The sequence below is a fragment of the Oxalobacteraceae bacterium OTU3CAMAD1 genome, from assembly GCA_024123915.1.
GTDB lineage: Bacteria > Pseudomonadota > Gammaproteobacteria > Burkholderiales > Burkholderiaceae_D > Rugamonas.
In genome coordinates, this window is the sequence record CP099650.1 from 1,256,231 (window position 1) to 1,272,150 (window position 15,920).

Below are 15,920 nucleotides of genomic sequence, written 5' to 3' on the forward strand. Positions count from 1 at the left end.
AAGGCTCACACCGCCTGTTACTTGGCACCGCTGCAATTGCCGGCTTTAGCCATTTCAAGCTTCGCAACGTCGGTCTTGCCTTGCTGCTCAGGAATCAGTTCAACGCCCGCGCCGCCGACGAAAGCGCCCATCTTGATGTATTGACGGACGAAGTAGTTTTTGCCGGAATCGACGTTCAGCACCAGGTCGTTCGGCGAGAATTCGGATTCGGTGGACACCTTGATGCTCTTACCGCCTGCTACCTCGGTGTAGAAGAACACGTCCGGCGCGCTTTCGCCGAGGCACTTGCCATCGACCCAGATATCCTTCTTCAGTACTTTTCCGACAAAGCTGTTGCGGTAGACGTAGAGACCGGCATTGTTCGCGCTGGGCGGGTTGAACTGTTTTGCTTTGGCGGATTCTTCTTTCGGCGCCATGTTCACCGAAGCACATCCGGTGACGAGGAACGATGCGGCGATAACGAGGAATGGAACGATTTTCATTGTTGAGTTACCCAAGTGATGGTGAATATGTAGGCGACTCGAAATCGAGCGCCGGTTTCTAGTGGAGTTGCCCCTCTTTGAGGGCTTATCTATTTTACAGTAATTTTCCTCTCAGGAAACTAAAATTGCCTGTAATAATACTGAGATTGCAACACTAAAACGCAGTATGATGTCGCTCCGTTATCGTCATTCAACCTTTACTGGAGAAACGCGTGCAAGGAGATCTGTTCTCATCGTTGCTGCTGCCGCTATCGCTGGCTCTCATCATGTTTTCGCTGGGACTGGGCCTGACACCCGCCGACTTCGGCCGCATCGTGCGCCAGCCGCGCGCCCTGCTGGTCGGGGTGGTCTGCCATTTCATCCTGCTGCCGCTGGTCTGCTTCGCCATGATCAAGGTCAGCGGCATGGCCGGCGTGTTCGCGGTCGGGTTCATGATCCTCGCGGCAAGTCCGACCGGCACCACCTCCAATCTGCTAACCTACCTGGCGCGCGGCGACGTGGCCCTGGCGCTGAGCTTCACCGCCGTCGCGAGCGTGTTGACCATCTTCACCTTGCCGCTGATCGTGGCGTTCGCGCTGGACCACTTCGCCGGGTCGGCGCAGACGGTGCGCGCGCCGGCGGGGATGATGATGGCGCAAATCTTCATCATGCTGGGCCTGCCGGTGGCGATCGGCATGTTCGTGCGCCATCAATGGACGGCGCGAGCCTTGCGCATCGAGCCGGTCGCGACCAGGATCGCCACGGTGCTGTTCATCATCATCGTGCTGGGCGCGGTGTCGAAGAACTGGGCGGCGCTGCGCGACAACTTCGGCACCCTGGCGCCGTTCGCCATTTCGCTGAACTTGCTGATGCTGGCGATCGGTTTCGGCGTGGCCCGGCTCGCGCGCCTGTCGCGACAGCAGTCGGTCACGCTCGGCATCGAGACGTCGGTCCAGAACGCGACCTTGGCCATGGTGATCGCCAGCACCGTCCTGAAGCAGGACCAGATGGCGGTGCCCGGCGCGCTGTACGGCGTGCTGATGTATGCGGGCGGTTTGCTGTTCGCCTGGCTGATGCGGCGCCAGGCGCTGAAGGCGACGGCCCAATAGGGCGTGGACGCGCAGGCATGACCCTCGCCAGGTTCATGTGGCATCATGACATGAACATTTGGAGACCTATATGTTGAAGGAAGTCGGCGCCAGCGGCCTGATATCGTTGGGCAAGAAATACGCGGGAAGGACGTTTGACGTCATCGCCCATCCAGGGGGGCGATTGGAACTGATTCCGGTTCCCGTAGAGGCGTCTGTTTCCCCCGTATCGTCACAAATCGTGCAGTCGCCGGATGGATGGGTGCCGCCAGGCGGGTATGATGACTGCACTCGTTGGACGCTGGATAATCGCGAAGCGCTGGAACAATATGCGCGTCGGGTCGAGGAAGAGGGAACCGCTGCCGAGCAACTACAGCGATTTTTGAATGCATCCGATCACGATGGCGATGACCATGGCAAGTTGGATATTTATATCAATCCTAGTTAAGACTGGGGACTGGCTCCCGCGAATCGCTTCCTTCCTGGCGCGCATCACACCGCTAACGCAGCGTCACCCAACGCGGCGCACGGCGACCTGACCTGTGCTGGTCCAGCAGCTCGGCCGGATCGCTCTGTGACGGGCCGAGAACCCGGCGGAGCCACTTGGCGATACGTTTTGCGATCTTCATCTTCATCTCCCCGGTCTAAAAGCTGTCAATAAGTTAATGGTAGAATCATTCTCCGCCGGTAACAATTGGCCTGCGCGTGCATAGACTAGTTCCTGGGAATCACTAATAATCGATGAAACTGCTTCCTGAAATGGTGGTATTCGCCAAGGTGGTCGACCACAGCGGCTTTGCCGCCGCCGGGCGCCAATTGGGCATGACCGCGTCGGCGGTGAGCCGCTCCGTGGGCCGGTTGGAAGAGCACCTGGGGCAACGCCTGCTCAACCGCACCACGCGCTCGCTGTCCTTGACCGAAATGGGGGCCGAGGTGTATGCCGATTGCGCCCGCATCGCCAGCGCCGCGCGTGACGTCGAAGCGCAGGCGGGACGCTACGCCACCCATCCGACGGGAACCTTGCGCATCAGCGCCCCGACGGTGTATGGCGATATCTGGCTGGCCCGCCAGTTGCCCGCCTTTTTGAGCCGGTGGCCGGACGTCAAGGTGGAAATTGAATTGACCGATCGGGTGGTCGATCTGGCCGAGGAGGGCGTCGACCTGGGCATTCGGGTGGCGATCCCGGCCACCCTGGCGCCGGGCGTGGTGGCGCGGCCGATTTGCCAGGTGGCCTACGTGATCGTTGCGTCGCCATCGTATTTGACAGCGCACGGCACGCCCGGCGAACCGGCGCACCTGTCACAGCATCGGTGTATTCAACTCGGTTTCGGCGCGCAGCGCAATCAACTCGGCATGGCGCGTGGCGATGAAGCGCTGACGGTGGTGATCGACGGGCCGGTCAAGGTCAAGAGCAGCATGGCCCGGCTCTCCCTGGTCGAGGGCGGTGCCGGCATCGGCATCCTTCCCGACTTCATCGCCGCCCCGGCCATTGGGTCCGGCGCCCTGGTGCGCCTGTTCTCCGACTGGCGCCTGACCGGCACCTATGCCGACCGCACGGTGAACGCGGTCTATTCGCCCACCCGTCACTTGCCCCAAAAGGTGCGCGCGCTGATCGATCATCTGGTCGAGCAGAACCCGTGACGGCTGCGCCGTGCTCACGCCCGCCGTTTTCGGCCGCATCTCGCGCAAGCCGCTTACTTAGCTTGCGGTATGTCTGAACTTGCTATGGCTGGTACTCTTCGCGGATTTTCTCGTAGGCGCCGCTGGCGTCCTCAAACCGTTTACCGTTCCAGACGAAAACAATAGTTCGCTCCGGTCCCTCGCCCGCCGTGACACGATAGATAAAGGCGGATTGTCCATCCTGCGTGGCCGGCTCGATACGGGCATCCAGCTTTTGTGCTGGAGGGCCGTTGCCTTCCTCTCGATCGCGCCGCGTGATCACACTCATCAGTTCCTGCAGACGGTCGCCATCGATTCGGTACACGGTATAGGTATCCAACAACCCTTCGCCGCGACTGAGGTATGCACTGCCCTCGCAGACGATCTGCTCGCGGTCATCGCCGGGAATTAGTTTGACGAGCTTGAAGTGATCGTTGGGGCTGAACGTGGTGTTCTCCAATTTTCCGGTCTGGTCGTCGAGCGTTCCCAGCAAATTGACCGGCTGGCCGTCATCCATGCTGACTTCCACGTTGCGATAGCTGTCGTTACCATTGACGCTGACACGAAGGAGAAAATCGCGTCCCCTCAGCGTCTGTATATAAGTCGTTTCTACTTCGTCTGCCCTCTCGGCTGACGGCTTGGCCGGAGCCTGGGCCGCAGCGGCCGGCTGTGGCGCCGGTAACGCGGTCGCCGGCGGCGGGTCGATTTTCTCGTGTCGGAGGACCATGGCGGCAACCAGCAGGGCGACGATGGCAAGCGCGACGCCAATGAGCTTTTTACGCGAGGGCATAGGCTATCCGGGAGTTGTAAAAACAAAAACGCCACCCGAAGGTGGCGTTTCTGTTGAATTCTTGGTGGCCCGGGGCGGAATCGAACCACCGACACAAGGATTTTCAATCCTCTGCTCTACCAACTGAGCTACCAGGCCAAGGCGCGCTATTGTAGCAGTCCTGTCTGGATTCGCCAAGTCCCCCCTCCAGCGCCGCCAGATAGCGCCCCAGCGCGTCGTCCAGCGGCGGCATCAGCTGGCCCCGTTCGCTGCCCAGCGCGCTGAAAACGGGGTGGGCGGCGCCCATGTCCAGCGTGGTGGCCGGACGCGCCAGCAGCCGGGCCGTCGGCACCCCGGCCAGGTCTGCCGCGCGCCGCGCCAGCTCCGCCCAGCTCAGCGCGCTGCCGCTGCTCAGGTGCCAGATGCCGGCCTCGCCGTCGATCAGCAGGTCGAGGCAGGTGTCGACCAGGTCCGGCACGTACGTCGGCGAGACGATCAGGTCGCTCGCGGCGGTGAACGGCTGGCCGGCCGCCAACGTCCTCAGCGCCCGCGTGACGAAATTGTGCTTGTCCCACGGTCCGAAGAAGGCGCTGGTGCGCACCATCAGCGCGCGCGGGTGGACCGCCAGCACGCGCTGCTCGGCCTCGGCCTTGCTCTGGCCGTAGACGTTGAGCGGGGCCACCGGGTCGCTTTCCAGATACGGGCCGCCCTTGCTGCCGTCGAATACCAGGTCGCTGGAAAAGCTCAGCAGCTCGATCGCGTGGCGGGCGCAGGCGGTCGCCAGGACCACCGGCCCCTGGGCGTTTTCGCGCAGGCAGCGTTCGGCGTCCTGCTCGGCCCGCTGCACGCGGACATAGCCGCCGGCGTTGACGATGGCCCACGGCCGGTAGCGGCGGATGGCGGCGTCCACCGAGGCGGGGTCGGCGATGTCCATTTCCTGCCGCGTCAGCACGTGGCAGGCCAGGTGGCGCTCGGCGCACAGGCGGGCGAAGGCGCCGCCCAGGGTGCCGCTGGCGCCGCTGATCAGGATGGGCCGCCCCGGCTCGGCGGGCGCGACGATCTCGGGCACCAGCGCCGGCCCGAACGGCATCGGCGGACACACCAGGCGCTGCGGCCGGCGCCACCACCCCAGCCCTTGCAGTACCGGGCTCGACGGTGTGCGGCCGGTCGCCAGCTCGCGCATCAGGGTGGCCAGCGCGGTCGGCCTCGGCTCGGGACCGCGCAGGTCGTAGGGGCCGTTTTCGTAATAGCCCTTGCGCTCGGTGACCAGGCAGTTCCAGTCGAACGAGCCGAGCAGCGACCATACGGTGACGGCGCGCATGTCGACGCCGTCCCGCCGCACTTGCTGCGCGGCCTGCCAGATTTCCAGCAGCCAGCGCAGCTGGTCTTCGCGGTTGGCGTCGATGTGGGCCTCGGTGACGGCCAGCGGCAGGCCGTAGCGGTCCCAGGCCTCTTGCAGCAGCGGGCCGATGCCGGGGCGCGGGGTGGCCAGCGCACGGGCGGCGACCACGTCGGCGTAGCCGTCCGGGCCGACGTCCTGAGGCGGGTAGTGCTCGGCCCGATGGTCGAGCCAGCGCTCGCTGGTGATGTAGTAATTGATGCCGATGACGTCCGGCGGGCACTGGTTGTCGCGGAACCACTGCAGCTCGTCGGCGGAGGCGCCGCTGTCGCGCAGATAGCGCCACAGCGCGTGGTCCGGCCCGACCATGCCGCACAGCAGGTCCCACGGCAGCCAGCGGCGGTCGTTGTAGAACTGCGCCTGCGCCGCCATCTCCGGCGTGCTGTAGGTTTTGCCGAGGTCGTCCGTCTGGATCAGCCGGGCGCGCGGGTTGACGGCGCGGATCGCCTGCATGGCCAGCACCGTGCCCTTGCACTGGTTGAGCAGCGCGCGCACGAAGGCGCGGTCGCTGCGTTCGTGCGGATACCACAGCCCGTACAGCGCGCAAAAGCGCGCGGTGGTGCACGGTTCGTTGACGGGCGTGTAGTGTTCCAGCCACGGATAGCGGCGGGCGACGGCGCCGGCGTAGGCGGCCAGCTTGTCGGGGAAGGCCGGATCGAGCAGGCTGGTGTCGCGCGGGCCGCTGCCGTGGTGGACCAGGCCGGCGATGGGGGCGATGCCGAGACTGCGCAAGGCCGGCAGGCGCTCGTCCGGCCACGACCAGTCGGCCTTGTCGAGGCCGTCCGGCGCGACCAGTTCCCACAGCACGGGGTAGCGCAGCGCGGTGATGCCGAGCGATGCGAAGCGGTCCATATCGCTGATCCGGTCGGCGTGGCCGTTCTGGTCCATCTGGCTGAAGAAGTCGTCGCGCACCCGGTTGACGGTGGCCTCCAGGCCTCCCCAGAGCTCCAGGGGCGCGGACCGATGCACGTCGTTGTTCGTAGTCATAGCGTGGAAGGGTAGTCGAACTTACAACAAGTATGGACAAGAAAATCGCACCCCGGCGCAGCCTTGACTATCGGATACTTTCCTTGACACCAATAATGTCGCGGTATAAATTTGATCGCTGTGCTATCTATTTTGCAATCCACTGGACGGGAGCGGTATGAGACGAGCGGCATGGATGTTGGCGGCGGGTTTGACGGTGGCGGGCGCGGCCCATGGCGCGGCGTTGACGCCGGTGCAAAAGCAACTGCGCGAGATTTATCAGGAGCTGGTCGAGACCAACACCACCGACTCGGTCGGCTCGTGCACGGTGGCCGTGACGAAGATGGCCAAGCGCCTCAAGGCGGCCGGCTACAAGGACACCGACCTGCGTATCGTAGTGCCGCCGGGCGGGCCGGCCAAGGGCAACCTGGTGGCGCGCCTGAAGGGCGACGGCAGCGCCAAGCCGCTGCTGTTGCTGGCCCACGTCGACGTGGTAGAGGCAAAGCGCGAGGACTGGACCCGCGATCCGTTCAAGCTAATTGAGGAGGACGGGACGTTCTACGCGCGTGGCGCCTCGGACGACAAGGCGATGGCGGCGGCTTTCGTCGCCAACATGATCCGCTATAAAAAGGAAAAGCCGGCCCTCAAGCGCGACCTGGTGATGGCGCTGACCTGCGACGAGGAAAAGGTGCCGAGCAAATTCGACGGCGTCGAATACCTGCTCAAGCACCACCGCCCACTGATCGACGCCGAGCTGGCGCTCAACGAGGGCGGCGGCGGCATGCTGGACAAGGACGGCAAGCCGGTCCGCCACGGCATCCAGGCCGGCGAGAAGGTCTATCAGAGCTTTCAGCTGGAGGTGACCAATCCGGGCGGCCACAGCTCGGCGCCGTATCGCGACAACGCCATCTACCACCTGGCCGACGGCTTGTCGCGCCTGGGCCAATTCTCGTTCCCGTTCAAGCTGTCCGACGTCACGCGCGCTTATTACGAGCGCATGTCGACCATCGAGAAGGGGCAAGTTGCCGCCGACATGAAGGCGATCCTCGGCGATACGCCGGACCAGGCGGCGCTGGAGCGCTTGTACGAGGTACATCCGAGCCACAACTCCACCGTGCGCACCACTTGCGTGGCGACCAAGGTCGACGCCGGACACGCCGACAACGCCTTGCCGCAGCGCGCCCGCGCCACCGTCAATTGCCGCATCCTGCCGGGCGAACCGATCGACGAGGTACAGTCGACCTTGCAGCGCGTGCTGGCCGACGACCAGATCAAGATCACCCGCATCGGCGAGGGCGTGACCAGCCCGATGCCGCCGCTGACGCCGGCCCTGATGAAGGCAGTGGAGGAGATCAGCAACGCCATGTGGCCTGGTGTGCCGGTGGTGCCGACGATGGCGACGGGCGGCACCGACGGCCGCTTCCTCAACAACGCCGGCATTTGGACCTATGGCATCAGCGGCATGTTCCACGGGCCCGAAGGCTCGGGCGCGCATGGCCTCAATGAACATATCCGCGTGAAGTCGCTTTACGACGGCCAGGAGTACCTGTACCGCCTGGCCAGGCGGCTGGCCACGGAGTAGGGTGTCGGCCCGTTAACCCGCACTGCCAGGCGGGGTCGGACCCTGCGGGTCCGACCCCTAAGTGGTACGGCATGCGTATAGGGGACCGCATGCGGGTTCAGGGCTTAAAGAGTGACGGTGACGCTGCGGAATTTGCGCTGCTCTGGCGGCGCTTCCTTGCACGGCACGCCGCCGGTTTTTTCGTCGCCGTCGTCGCTCAACAGCTGGAACGATTTGCCGTCGGCCAGCGAGAACAGGCCTTCCGGACGCAGGCCTTTGCCGATGCTGGTCGCCAGCGCGGTCGGCACCTCGTTGCTCGACGGCGACCACTTGTATAGCTTGAAGACGCCTTCGGAATCCTGCGGCCCGGCGACGATCAGGAACGCCTTCAGCTTGTCGGCGTAGTCGATGCTGCGGATGCCCAGGCCGTCGAGCGGCAGTTCCATCGGTGGTCCGAACACCGGCGCCTTGGCCGCCGCACCGATCGCCAGCACCTCGTTTGGATTTTTCAAGGTCAGCACCAGCGCCTTGCCGTTAACCACGGGGCTGCGCAGGCCGATCAGCAGGTGGCCCTCGGGCGTGGCCGCCAGGCCTTCGATATTCAGCCCGCCTTCATCCTCGGGCGAGATTTGCGCCGCCTCGTGCAGCCGGTATTTCTGGAACGGCGGGTACTCGGCGATGGCGTCGAGCAGGCCGGTGAAGGGTGTGCCGGCGATCGTCAGGGTCAGGTCGTCGCCCTTGCCGCCGATGTCGGTGGCGAAGAGCTGGCGCCGTTCCGGCCGCGCGCGCGCCTTCTTGTTGGCGCCGTGCGAGGCGATCCAGTAGATGCGGCGGCCGATCAGGGCCGCACCCTCGATGTCGGCCTCGCGCAGCTTTTCGCCGGTGATGCGCAGCTGGTCCGACAGGTCGAAGGTTTGCACCGGCGCGCCCGATCGGTCGCTGCGGTAGATGCGCAGGATATTGTCCTCGTCGTTGGCGACGACGAAATGTTCGTCGTCGACGGCGATGCCGGCCGAGGCATCGCACATGCCGTAGTGCTCCAGCGGCGCCTTGGCCGACGCCCCGGGCAGGGCCAGCAGGCCGGCAAGCGCGAAGGCGACTTTTTTGGGGTTGACCATCTTATTCTCCTGAATGTCGGTATTGGGCCGGTGGCGAAAAGGTCGGTGGCCGCGCCATATTTGCTATGCTAGCGTCTTTCCGCGTTCCGGTGCCGCAGCGCTGGCGGCGGAGCCTATTTACGGAGTAGCCGATATGGTCTCGTTACAAGAGCAGTTTTTGAAAGCCGGCCTGGTCGACAAGACCAAGGTCAAACTGGCCAACCAGGAAAAGAGCAAGCAAAAGAAGGTGGAGCGCCGCACCGGCGAGCAGACCGTCGATGAAGCGCGCATCGCCGCGCTGGAAGTGCAGCGCAAGAACGCCGAGCGCGCGCGCGAAGCGAACGCCCAGCGCGACGCCGCCGCCAACCAGAAGGCCATCGTCGCGCAGATCGCGCAGATGGTGCGGCAGAACCGCCAGGACAAGGGCAAGGGCGACATCCCGTACAACTTCACGCATGGCACCAAGATCGAACGGATCTTCGTCTCGCCGGCGGTGCGCGAGCACCTGGTCGCGGGCCGGCTGGTGATCGTGGTGATGAACGGTGTGGTGGAATTGGTGCCGCGCGTGATCGCCGACAAGATCGCCGAGCGCGACGCCTCGCTGGTGGTACGGGTGAACAAATCCAGCACCCAGGTCGACGAGGACGACCCATACGCCGCGTTCCAGATCCCCGACGATTTGATGTGGTAAAAAAGAAGCCGCCAGTTTGACTTGGCGGCTTTGCTTTGTTTCCGATTTACTCCGAGACGATGATGCGCCAGCGCCAGGGCTTGATGACGGCCTGGCCTTCGTCGCCGGCCAGCTTGTACTTCTGCAGCACGCCGGTCGGATTGACGATGACCCGCACAGTATTCTTGCCCTGCTGGCGGCGGAACGCGAACAGCTGGTCGTTGATCACGTCGAGCACCTGCATCGTGCCGCCGGCCTTGCCGTTCCATAGCGCCGGATTCTGCTTCTTCAGCTGATTCAGGCCGGCGTAGAAGCCTTCCAGCTCGATCGTCTTCCAGTCGATGGCGTCCTTCTCGAAGAATGCCAGCTTCTTCTCCAGCTTCGCTTCCTGGCCGTTGTACACCAGCGGTACGCCGGGCAGGGTGTAGCTCAGCACCGCCATCGCGCCGGCTGCGGGGCCGTACAAATCCTTGTCCGCGCCTTGCCACGAGTTGATGTCGTGGTTGCTGGTGAACTGCAATCGGTAGGCGTCGCGCGCGTAGCTTTTCGCCGGGTTGGCGACATACGCTTTGAGCTCGGCGGCGCCGGCCTGGCCCTTGCCGATCTTCTGCATGATGCCGTTCAGCTGCCAGTCGTAGCTGGCGTCGAACGCGCGCCCGTGCAGCGCCGGGTCGTCCGCCTCCGCCAGCATGAACACCGGTTTGATCTTGTCCAGTTTCGCGCGCGCCTGCTCCCAGAACTCGGCCGGTACCATGCCGGCGGCGTCGGCGCGGAAGCCGTCGACGCCCGCTTCGCGCACCCAGAACGCCATCGCGTCCGTCATGGCCGTCCACAGCGCCTTGTTGCCGTAGTCCAGGCCGACGACGTCCGCCCATTCCTCGGTGGCGCCGCTGTCGTTCTTGAAGCTGACGGCGTGGATCTCGCCCTTGTCGTTCTTCTTGTACCAGTCCGCGTGCTCAGTGGTCCAAGGATGGTCCCACGCGGTGTGGTTGCCCACCCAGTCCAGGATCACGTGCATGCCCAGGCCGTGCGCCTGTTTGACCATGCGCCGCAGGTCGTCCATGCTGCCGAACTCCGGGCTGACGGCCTGGTAGTCCTTCACCGCGTAGTAGCTTCCCAGCGCGCCCTTGCGGTTCTTTTCGCCGATCGGGTGGATCGGCATCAGCCAGATCACGTCCACGCCCATTTGCCTGAGGCGCGGCAGCGTGGCGGCGAAGGCGTTCAACGTGCCTTCCTTGCTGTACTGGCGAAGATTGACTTCGTAGATGTTCGCACTCCGCGTCCACGCCGGATGCTTGACGGTGGCGGCGGACGGTGCGATTTTCTGCGCGCTCGCGTGCAGCGGTGCCCCGAGGGTGCAAACCAGCGCTGCCAGCGGCAGCAAGGTGGCAAGTCGTTTCAATGTCACTCCTTTTTGAGCGTGCGTTCAAACAGCTGATAGATGCGGCGGTATTGGTCGTACCAGCTTTCGGCATGCACGTAGGCGTGGCGCTCCAGCGGGTAGGAAGCCAGTTCCCAGTTGTCCTTCTTCAGTTCGATGAAGCGCTGCGCCATGCGCACCGAGTCCTGGTAAAAGACGTTATCGTCGATCATGCCATGCGCGATCAGGATGTGGCCTTTGAGCTTGTCGGCGTATTCGATCGGCGACGACACCTTGTACGCTTCCGGGTCCAGCTCCGGCGTGTTGAGGATGTTGGCGGTGTACTCGTGGTTGTAGGTGGTCCAGTCGGTGACGGGACGCAGCGCGGCGCCGGCCTTGAACTGGTCGGGCGCCCGCAGCAGCGCCATGAAGGTCATGAACCCGCCGTAGCTGCCGCCGTAGATGCCGACATTCTTCGCGTCGCCCTGGTGGTTGGCCACCATCCAGTTCAAGCCGTCGATGTAGTCCTCAAGCTCCGGATGGCCCATCTGGCGGTAGATCGCGGTGCGCCAGTTGCGGCCGTAGCCGAGCGATGCGCGGTAGTCCATGTCCAGCACGATGTAGCCCTTTTCCACCAGCAGGTTGTGGAACATCTGCTCGCGGAAGTAGACCGGGAAGCGCTGGGTGACATTTTGCAGATAGCCGGCGCCGTGCACGAACATCACGACCGGATATTTTTTGCCCGGTTCCAGGGTGGCCGGACGATACAGCTTGGCCCATACCGGATCGGCGCCGTGGGTCGACGGCACCGCGACGATTTGCGGCGTGATCCACTCGCGCGCCTTGTAGTCGGCGCTGCGGGTGTCGGTCAGTTGTTTGGCGGCGCCGCCGCTGCTGTCGACGGTGGCGATTTGCGCCGGCATGTAGGCGGTCGAGTAGCGCACCAGCAGCTTGCGGCCGTCCGGCGACAAGGTAAAGCTTTCAACGCCGCCCAGCGACGTCAGTTCCTTCAGCGTGCCGTTGCTCGTGGAGCTGGAGCATACCTCGTAGGTGCCCGGCAGTTTGGGGTTGCACAGGAAGTAGGCGGTCTTGCCGTCGGCCGACCATTCGACGTTGCTGGCCTCCCATTTGCCCGAGGTCAGCGCGCGCGCCGCCATCCCTGTGCCTGCGGTGGCGGGTTGCAGGTAGATGTGGGCGTAGCCGCTTTCCTCCGACTGGTACCACAAGGTGCTGTTGTCCGGTTGCCAGCCGAAGCCGTTGCCACGGTTGTTGACCCAGGCGGCGTCGGTCAACCGATGTACCGGTTGCAGCTTGGCGCCGGCCAGGTCGACGGTGGCGATCCAGCGGTCCTTGTTGTCGATCGCCTGCGTCATGATGGCCACCTGCTTGCCGTTGTCGCTCCAGCGGATCGATTCGTCGCCGCTTTCAAACCGCACGCTGCGATTGCCCTTGAGCGGATCGAGCTTGCGCGCTGCGCGCATCTCGGCCAGCGGATCGACATTGATGCCGGGCAGGGCGTCGAACGACAGCTCGGTCACCTTGCGCGTCGCCAGTTCGACCAGCTTCAGTTGCTGCGGCTGCGGGCCTTCGTCGCTGACCCTTTTGCGCTCGTCGTCGGTTTCCTCGTAGCCCGATTCGGTCACGTACTTCGGCATTTTGCCGACGCGGCGCTTGTCGCCGTCCTTGGCGCTGGTGACCACCAGCAGATAACGGCCGTCCGGCGACAGCGCGCTGGTGTCGATGACGACCTTCTCGCCCAGGTAGACCGGCTGCGGGGCGCGGGTGGCGTCGGCGCCGCGTTCATGGTTGCGGCGCTCGCGCAGGGCGTCGCGCTCTTCCTTCTGGCGCGCCAGGGTCGAGAGCAGGCGCAGTTGCAGGTCGCGGCGCGCGCTGGCGTCCGGCGCGGCGTCCGGGTCCTTGGCGGTGCGCAGCACGGCCACCGGCGACACCAGGCGCTCGGCGCGGCTCCAGCTGAACCAGTCGCTGCCCACGCGGAACTGCACGCCGGCGCCGTCGGCGGTGTATTGCGGATCGAAGGCCGGGGTGGTGCCGCGCACGATTTGTGTCAGCGCGCCGCTTTTCAAGTCACGTTCGAACAGGTCGCCGTTGCGCACCAAAATCGCGCGCGTGTGGTCGCGGTTGTAGACCGGGTCGGCGCTGTCGAGGTTTGCCAGCTGCTTGTCGTCCACCAGCTTCGGAGCGCCGGCGGCGATCTGGAACGTGTCGCGCAGCGGCGAGCCGGCGCGCTTTTGCTTGAAGTAGACCTGGCGGCTGTCCCAGCCCCACCATGCCGATTCGACCGGGTTGCCGATCCAGTCGGGATGGGCCATCGCCTGGTCCAGCGTGATCGGTGTGGGAGCGGCCGCATTGGCCGCGCAGGTGGTGAGTGTCGTGAGTGTCGCAGCCAGGGTGGCGGCCAGCGTGGTGGAGAAGGGCAGGACAAAACGCATTGATAGTTCGCTTTGAGGTTGGGTGAACGGGAGCGCCGGATTGCGACGCGTCCACGATTCTAGCCGAACACTCAGTTACGGGCTATCTTGTCGCTGAGGCCGGCCTTGGCGTCCGGGCCGCCGCGACGCGGCGCCATGCGCAGCGCCAGCATCAGGATCAGTCCCGCCGCCAGGTACATGCCGATCAGCGCGGCGAGCATGGCGGCGCTGTCGCCCCAGGCCAGAACGCGCGCACTCAACGCCGGGCCGACGGCGCCCCCCATCATGGCCAGGCCGCCCACCAGCGCGATGCCGGTGGCGGCGCGCTGGCGGTTGAGCAGGTCGGTGAGGATGGCCACCAGCAGCGGCAGCGCCGACGAGATGCCCAGCGACGCCAGCGACAGGCCGGCCAGCGACCACGCCAGGCCGTTGTCGGCGGCGATGGCCAGACCGAGGCCGCCGGCGGCCAGCACCATGCAAGCGATGAAGTGGCCGCGCCGTTCGCGCCGGCGGTCCGAGTCGTAGCCGATGGCGATCATGCCGACGATGCCGACGATGCCGGGTATCGCCGCCAGCAGGCCCGGTTGCAGCGGGCCGCCCGCGCCCCAGCGCTGCATCAGCGCCGGTACCCAGTGCGCCAGCGCGTAGCTGGCGCCGGCCAACATCAGGTTGGCGAGGGCCAGCAGGCAGATGGCCGGATCGCGCAGCAGCGACCAGATGATGGCGAAGGTCGACGGCGGTTCGTCCTCGTCCTCGTCATCCTCGTCGATGCCGGCGGCCTTGGCCAGCGCGGTTTCATCGCGGTTCAAATCCTGCCTGACCATCTGCTGTTCGAAACCGGATAACCATTTGGCATCGTCGGGATGGTCGTCGAGATAGAAGTAGGCGGCGATGCCGAGCAGCGCGGCCGGCAAGCCTTGCGCCAGTAGCAGCCATTGCCAGCCCTGCATGCCGCTGTGCAGATGTAGCGCCTGCTGCATGGCGCCCGACAGCGGCCCGGCAACGATGCCGCCGATCAGCGTGGCCGAGGCGAAGACGGCGAACACGCGCGCGCGCCGCGCGGCCGGATACCAATACGTCAGATACAGGATCACGCCGGGGAAGAAGCCCGCTTCGCACATGCCGAGCAGGAAGCGGATCGTGTAGTACTCGAGCGGCGTGCGCACGAAGGCGCCGGCGGCGGTGGCCGCGCCCCAGCCGAGCATCATGCGCAGCAGGATTTTGCGCGTGCCCAGTTTTTCCAGCAGCAGGTTGCAAGGCACGGCGAACAGCGCGTAGGCGAAGAAGAACACGCCGGCGCCCCAGGCGAAGACCTGGTTGCCGAAGGCGAGGCTGTCCTGGATGTGGCGCTGCGCGAGATCGACGTTGACGCGGTCGATGTAGGCGACCACGCAGCACAGCATCAGCAGCGGCAGCAGGCGCCAGCTGATCTTGCGGTAGATTGCATCCATGCCGGCAGCGCCGCGCAGGTGCAGAAGCGTGGCGCCATGGTTCACGATGCGGGGGCAAGAGTGGTCTGCATGTAGCCGATATTAGCTGTGCCTAAATTCTTAGGCAAGCGTTTGGCGCAATGGGGAACTCAAAACAACAAAGGATGTGCTGGCGCACCATTGTGGCGCGTGGACGGGGTATTGGATGACGCGGGGAGACACGTAGGGCGGATTAGGCGGAACGCCGTAATCGGCCATCGATGCACCGCCGATGACGCATGCATGGCCGATTACGCTGCGCTAATCCGCCCTACGTGTTTGTTAGATCCGCGCCGAGCCAGCCACTGCCGGGCGGGCGTTGTAGTTCATGGTGACCAGGTTGCGACGGGGCCGCAATTCGGGCTTGGTGGCGGCGTCGCCGTCTTCCTGCGCCAGGAATTGGGTGCCGATCTCGAACCACTCGTCGCTGGAGATGACCTTTTGCGCCAGCGGCAGCAGTTCCTGTTCTTCCTTGTCCAGGCGCTTGAGCAGATTCTGGCAATACAGGTCGATCGTGCGGCACAGGAATTTGCCTTGCGACGCGCTGCGGCGCATCGCCCGGCGCAGGCACTTGTGCACGGCGTTGAGCATGGCGCTGCCCAGCCGGCTGAGCGTTTCGAGGTCGTTCATCAACGCGGTGCAATTGGAATCGGCCGCGCGCACGGCGGGCATCAGGCAGGCTTCGACCTTGCGCTGGTGGCGCGCTTCGGCAAAGCTGGTCAGCTCCTTGAGCTGGGACTCGATGAACACAGGGTCGATCTCCTGTGGACGGCGCGCGATCGACTGTACATGCTGCAGCAATCGCGAGATGAAGTGGCGTTCTTTTTTCTGTTCGATGGAGAGTGTCAGTAGGACATAAGTGGCAGTTAGCATAACGTTTCCCGTATTCGTCTGACTTCGGCTGCGCGGCAAGCGAGGAATGCTCTGCGGCCAGCGCGGCCAGTGGGTTTACCTTAGCGCTGAGCCCAGCTCATTCAACGTCGATTTACAAT

The 15,920-nt window shown here is 64.6% G+C and carries 13 protein-coding genes and 1 tRNA gene; 5 read left to right on the forward strand and 9 right to left on the reverse strand.

The genetic code is table 11. The features are described 5' to 3' along the window. Nucleotides 1-17 precede the first annotated feature (17 nt). Complete coding sequence (locus NHH88_05335) at nt 18-482, reverse strand: DUF2846 domain-containing protein (GenBank protein ID USX15224.1); 465 nt, start codon at nt 480-482, stop codon at nt 18-20. Between the two features lie 212 nt (nt 483-694). Between NHH88_05335 and NHH88_05340 the strand changes: the two genes are divergently transcribed. The 3 genes from NHH88_05340 to NHH88_05350 all read left to right on the forward strand — a co-directional run bounded on the left by NHH88_05340 (nt 695) and on the right by NHH88_05350 (nt 3,190). After that, the gene (locus NHH88_05340) at nt 695-1,570 is read left to right on the forward strand and encodes a bile acid:sodium symporter family protein (protein USX15225.1); all 876 of its coding nucleotides are present in this window, start codon (nt 695-697) and stop codon (nt 1,568-1,570) included. A 70-nt stretch (nt 1,571-1,640) separates the two neighbouring features. Continuing rightward, nucleotides 1,641-1,997, forward strand: coding sequence for a type II toxin-antitoxin system CcdA family antitoxin (locus NHH88_05345; GenBank protein USX15226.1), 357 nt, complete (start codon nt 1,641-1,643; stop codon nt 1,995-1,997). Between the two features lie 293 nt (nt 1,998-2,290). Then, nucleotides 2,291-3,190, forward strand: coding sequence for a LysR family transcriptional regulator (locus tag NHH88_05350; protein ID USX15227.1), 900 nt, complete (start codon nt 2,291-2,293; stop codon nt 3,188-3,190). A gap of 82 nt (nt 3,191-3,272) precedes the next feature. Here the strand turns inward: NHH88_05350 and NHH88_05355 are convergent, their stop codons facing one another. The 3 genes from NHH88_05355 to NHH88_05365 all read right to left on the reverse strand — a co-directional run bounded on the left by NHH88_05355 (nt 3,273) and on the right by NHH88_05365 (nt 6,363). Further along, nucleotides 3,273-3,998 carry a hypothetical protein gene (locus NHH88_05355; protein ID USX15228.1) on the reverse strand — a complete coding sequence of 242 codons (726 nt, stop codon included), beginning with the start codon at nt 3,996-3,998 and terminating at the stop codon, nt 3,273-3,275. A gap of 62 nt (nt 3,999-4,060) precedes the next feature. Next, nucleotides 4,061-4,136, reverse strand: a tRNA-Phe gene (locus tag NHH88_05360). Further along, complete coding sequence (locus tag NHH88_05365) at nt 4,102-6,363, reverse strand: sugar nucleotide-binding protein (protein USX15229.1); 2,262 nt, start codon at nt 6,361-6,363, stop codon at nt 4,102-4,104. Before NHH88_05365 ends, NHH88_05360 begins: the two co-directional genes overlap by 35 nt. 157 nt (nt 6,364-6,520) lie before the next feature. Between NHH88_05365 and NHH88_05370 the strand changes: the two genes are divergently transcribed. Then, nucleotides 6,521-7,924, forward strand: a complete 1,404-nt coding sequence (locus NHH88_05370; GenBank protein ID USX15230.1) for a M20/M25/M40 family metallo-hydrolase — start codon at nt 6,521-6,523, stop codon at nt 7,922-7,924. Nucleotides 7,925-8,028: 104 nt separating this feature from the next. Here the strand turns inward: NHH88_05370 and NHH88_05375 are convergent, their stop codons facing one another. Then, on the reverse strand, nt 8,029-9,021 hold the full coding sequence (locus NHH88_05375) for a DUF3616 domain-containing protein (protein ID USX15231.1): 993 nt from the start codon (nt 9,019-9,021) through the stop codon (nt 8,029-8,031). Between the two features lie 133 nt (nt 9,022-9,154). Here NHH88_05375 and NHH88_05380 point away from each other — a divergent pair, with 133 nt between their 5' ends. After that, nucleotides 9,155-9,691 carry a DUF2058 domain-containing protein gene (locus tag NHH88_05380; protein ID USX15232.1) on the forward strand — a complete coding sequence of 179 codons (537 nt, stop codon included), beginning with the start codon at nt 9,155-9,157 and terminating at the stop codon, nt 9,689-9,691. 46 nt (nt 9,692-9,737) lie between these two features. Here the strand turns inward: NHH88_05380 and NHH88_05385 are convergent, their stop codons facing one another. The 4 genes from NHH88_05385 to NHH88_05400 all read right to left on the reverse strand — a co-directional run bounded on the left by NHH88_05385 (nt 9,738) and on the right by NHH88_05400 (nt 15,801). Continuing rightward, nucleotides 9,738-11,072, reverse strand: a complete 1,335-nt coding sequence (locus NHH88_05385; protein USX15233.1) for an alpha-amylase family glycosyl hydrolase — start codon at nt 11,070-11,072, stop codon at nt 9,738-9,740. Nucleotides 11,073-11,074: 2 nt separating this feature from the next. Beyond that, complete coding sequence (locus tag NHH88_05390) at nt 11,075-13,360, reverse strand: S9 family peptidase (protein ID USX17270.1); 2,286 nt, start codon at nt 13,358-13,360, stop codon at nt 11,075-11,077. Between the two features lie 191 nt (nt 13,361-13,551). Beyond that, the gene (locus tag NHH88_05395) at nt 13,552-14,910 is read right to left on the reverse strand and encodes an MFS transporter (GenBank protein USX15234.1); all 1,359 of its coding nucleotides are present in this window, start codon (nt 14,908-14,910) and stop codon (nt 13,552-13,554) included. Nucleotides 14,911-15,210: 300 nt separating this feature from the next. Continuing rightward, the gene (locus NHH88_05400; protein USX15235.1) at nt 15,211-15,801 is read right to left on the reverse strand and encodes a hypothetical protein; all 591 of its coding nucleotides are present in this window, start codon (nt 15,799-15,801) and stop codon (nt 15,211-15,213) included. Between the last annotated feature and the right edge of the window lie 119 nt (nt 15,802-15,920).